This window comes from Teichococcus deserti, assembly GCF_001982615.1.
GTDB classification, from domain to species: Bacteria; Pseudomonadota; Alphaproteobacteria; order Acetobacterales; family Acetobacteraceae; genus Pseudoroseomonas; species Pseudoroseomonas deserti.
Genome location: NZ_MLCO01000313.1, coordinates 1 through 2,979 on the forward strand (window position 1 = coordinate 1; position 2,979 = coordinate 2,979).

General features: G+C 72.7%; 4 protein-coding genes and 1 pseudogene. 4 read left to right on the plus strand and 1 reads right to left on the minus strand.

Going from position 1 to position 2,979, the window contains the following annotated elements:
- Nucleotides 1-298: hypothetical protein (locus tag BKE38_RS32410; protein ID WP_165694281.1), on the plus strand; the 298-nt coding region annotated here is incomplete at its 5' end.
- 17 nt (nt 299-315) lie between these two features.
- Complete coding sequence (locus BKE38_RS32415) at nt 316-567, plus strand: hypothetical protein (protein WP_076959998.1); 252 nt, start codon at nt 316-318, stop codon at nt 565-567.
- Here BKE38_RS32415 and BKE38_RS25370 read toward each other — a convergent pair.
- A complete protein-coding gene (locus BKE38_RS25370; RefSeq protein ID WP_076959999.1) occupies nt 564-1,637 on the minus strand; it encodes a lysozyme family protein in 1,074 nt (357 codons plus the stop codon). The genes BKE38_RS32415 and BKE38_RS25370 overlap by 4 nt on opposite strands.
- Before the next feature lie 132 nt (nt 1,638-1,769).
- Between BKE38_RS25370 and motA the strand changes: the two genes are divergently transcribed.
- Together motA and BKE38_RS31650 are read left to right on the plus strand one after the other, a co-directional pair.
- Nucleotides 1,770-2,657, plus strand: a complete 888-nt coding sequence (gene motA / locus BKE38_RS25375) for a flagellar motor stator protein MotA (RefSeq protein ID WP_076960000.1) — start codon at nt 1,770-1,772, stop codon at nt 2,655-2,657.
- A gap of 68 nt (nt 2,658-2,725) precedes the next feature.
- Nucleotides 2,726-2,979: pseudogene (locus BKE38_RS31650) on the plus strand (MotA/TolQ/ExbB proton channel family protein); the annotation flags it as partial.

The following is a 2,979-nucleotide window of genomic DNA, read 5'->3' on the forward strand; positions in this document are numbered from 1 at the left end:
GATCGTGGCGCCCGGGCGGCTGCCGGCGGTGGCCCAGCGGGTGCCGGGCTGCACCACGCGGCTGCTCGGCCTGCCGCAGCTGAACGCCCGGGTGGTGCGCTTCGGCTTCCGCGGCGCCCGGCTGGTGCTGGCCGACGGGCGGGAGGGCGAGGTGGTGGCCACCCTCGACGAGGGCCGGCCGGCGGCGGCGCTGCGCGTGGCGCTGCCGGATGCGCTGCTGGAGCTGCCGCTGCATGGCTTCGCCCGGCGGGTCCGCAGCTTCGATGGCCCGCCCGGCCCATCCCAGGATCCAGCATGAACACAGGAATGCGAAAAATGGAAACAAAAGAACAGCCCGCGCTGGCGGCGCCCGACTGGGAGGCGCTCGCCCCCTGGCTGCTGGACCGTGCCACGGCGCAGGGGCGGCGCGACGGGCTGGCCGGGCTGCACGACCGCGCTCCCGCCTTGCCGGGCCCCTGGCCGGCGCCGCCGGCGCTGCTGCAGGCCGGGCTCGGTCAGTGCTACGCCGCCGGGCTGCGCCATGGCCAGGACGTCCGGCTGGAGCAGGCCCGGCGGCGCGCCGTTTAGATCTCCACCGGCCGATAGGCGCGGCGGGCCTCGGCCAGCGGGTCGATGCTGGTCTCCGGCAGGGTGGTGGCCTGCTCGCGCAGCGCCTCCAGCACCCGCCCCGGCAACTCGCCTGGCGCGTCGTCGCGGCCGCGCTGGGTGGCGGCGCGGTTCATCCGGCTGAAGACCTCGACCAGGCTGGAGGCCATGGCCTGCTCGGAAGGATGCAGGATACGGGCGGGATTGCCGCGGCCCCACCACAGCGGCTCCTCGCTCGCGACCGGGGCCGCCGGCTGGCTGGCCATGACGGCGACGGCGGCGCCCGGGGCCAGCTCGACCGGGCCGGACGGGGCCGCCATCCCCAGCGAGGCGTAGATCTGCCCGACCCGGGCCCGCAGCCTGTCCATCAGCTGCTGCACCGAGAGCGGATTGCCGTCGGCGCCGCGAAAAATTGCCGGATTGGCGCGGGCGGCCTCGGGCAGGATGTCGCTGGCGGCGCGCGCCGGATCGCTGGCCGCGGCGCGCAGCAGCTCGGTCGCGCCGCGCAGGCCGAGGAAGTGGCCCAGATAGAGCTCCGTCGGGTCCGGCGCGCGGCCGCCGAGCGCCGGGCGCAGCGCGTCGGACAGGTCCTTCAGGTGTTCGGCGCCCAGCCTGGCCGAGATTGCCGGATCGTCGCGCAGCGCCAGGATCCGCGTCCGCATCGCCGGGTCGTTGACGATCAGCCGGCTGCCGCTGCGGCTGATCGCGGCGGCCTCGTTGCCCAGCCCGTGCTCGGCGCCATGCGCCTGCACCACGCCGAGCCAGGTCTGGTCGATGAACTGGAACAGCCCGCGCGCCGAGGAGGTCGAGGCCTGGGCATCGGCGCGGAAGCCGCTTTCCATGGCCGCCTTCGCCGCCAGCACGTTGAAGCCCAGGCCAGTCGCCTTGGCGGCATTGCGCAGCGCGCCGGCCACCTGCGAATCGACGCGGAAGCGGCCGAGCTGCTCGCTGCGCGGCAGGGCGGCGGCCGCACCGGCGGCGGCGCCCATCCGGTCCTGCGCCGGGTCCAGGGCCTTGTTGACGCCTTCGGAGATACCGACGGGAAGGGGCATGTTGGTCCTCTCGGTCGCTATTGCGAAAAATGCTCATAGCACAGAAAGGTGCGAAATGGTAAGAGCGAAGCGCCGGCCAGGTTCTGGCCCGACCATCGCACCAGCGCAGGCATTGCGGGGCCGACCCAATCGATGATCCAGATCGCCGGAATCCTCGGAGTCTTCGTTGCCGTCTTCGGCGGCTATCTGATCGCCGGCGGCAAGATGGGCGTGATCCTGCACGCCATCGGGCCGGAGATGATGATCATCGGCGGCAGCGGCTTCATGACCATGCTGATCGGCGGCGACGGCGCGCTGGTCGCCAAGACGATGAAGTCCTTCGGCAAGGTCTTCCAGGGCTCGCAGTGGAAGCGGAAGGATTTCTCCGACCTGCTCTGCCTGCTCTACCTGCTGCTGCGCACGCATCAGAAGGAAGGCGCGGCCAAGCTCGAGAAGCATATCGAGAAGCCGGAGAACTCGCCGATCTTCAGCCGCTACGCCCGCCTGACCAAGGAGCCGGCGCTGCGCGGCCTGGTCTGCGACACGATGCGCACCATCACCCTGAACAACAAGGACCCGCACCGCGTCGGCGAGATGATGGAAGGCGCCATCGACAAGCGCCATGCCGAGAATCTCAAGCCCGCCAAGGCGATCCAGCTGATGGCCGACGCCTTTCCGGCGCTCGGCATCGTCGCCGCGGTGCTCGGCGTGATCAAGGCGATGGGCGCCATCAGCGAGAGCCCGGAGATCCTGGGCGGGATGATCGGCTCGGCGCTCGTCGGCACCTTTCTCGGCGTCTTCCTGTCCTATGGGCTGATCGGGCCGATGGCGGCGCGGCTGAAGGCCATTGTCGAGGAGGAGAAGCGGATGATGGACGTCGCCCGCGCCGTCATCACCTCCTACCTGGAGAACCTGTCGCCGCAGATCTGCGTCGAGGTCGGCCGCCAGGCCATCCCCTCCAAGCTGCAGCCCAGCTTCGACCAGATGGAGGAGCAGCTGCGCGAGGCCGGCCGTGCGAAAGCCGAGGGCGGCGGGGAGTAGCCGCGGTGCAGCCCCGGACCCGTCCAGGGATCGCCCTGAGGACCGCGCTGCTGGGTGGAGCGGCGGCGGTGGCTTTCGCTCTCTCCATCCCCGCGGCCCTGGCCCAGGCGCCGGCGACGCCAGCCCCCGGCGCCGTGCCGGCACCCGCTTTGCCCTCCGCCACGACGCCCTCGCTGCCGACCACGCCGGCAGTGCCGCAGGGACTGTCCACCCCGGCCGCGCGCCCCGGCGCCGCGCCGCAGAACGACCTGGCCCCGGCCCGCGGCGGCGCCGTCACCTCCGGCCCAGCCCCGGCCACCGCCGGCCCGGGCCGGCGGTGGCC